Raw genomic sequence first — 404 nt, forward strand, 5'->3', positions numbered from 1 at the left:
CGGTGGACGTGGTCAAGACCGAGGATGCCTGCCGGGCGTTCATGGCGTTTTGCCGCGCCAGTGGACTGATGGCCAGGGACATGATGACGCGGCGCAAGCGCGGCGGTGAGGCGAGGGCGCTCCAGGCCTGAGGGCTGTGCCCTGTTCGTTGCCCGATTAAAACACCGGCGATCGTGTTTGAACGCACGTGGTAATGTCGTGAGCGCGCCGCTGTGCGCGTTTCGTCCCGACGACTGCACCGCACCAAGGCCGGCCCTGTTAAGCTTCCGTTTCCATCTTCCCGGCTACGCCTTTGCTTGTTGGCAATGGTTGATTCGTTGCGTCAGTCTCATGGGTTGGAAGATGTCCGCAGAAAAAGTCCGTGCGTTCCCGATCGACCGTCAGGTATTCTTGGTCAGGGAGGT

General features: G+C 61.1%; 2 pseudogenes. Both read left to right on the forward strand.

Annotation, left to right across the window (positions count from 1 at the left end):
* Nucleotides 1–131, forward strand: a pseudogene (locus EOB49_RS38850) (DUF982 domain-containing protein); the annotation flags it as partial.
* A 67-nt stretch (nt 132–198) separates the two neighbouring features.
* Nucleotides 199–404: pseudogene (locus EOB49_RS37135) on the forward strand (hypothetical protein); the annotation flags it as partial.

Source organism: Mesorhizobium sp. M7A.F.Ca.MR.148.00.0.0, assembly GCF_003997735.1.
In the GTDB taxonomy this organism is placed as follows: domain Bacteria; phylum Pseudomonadota; class Alphaproteobacteria; order Rhizobiales; family Rhizobiaceae; genus Mesorhizobium.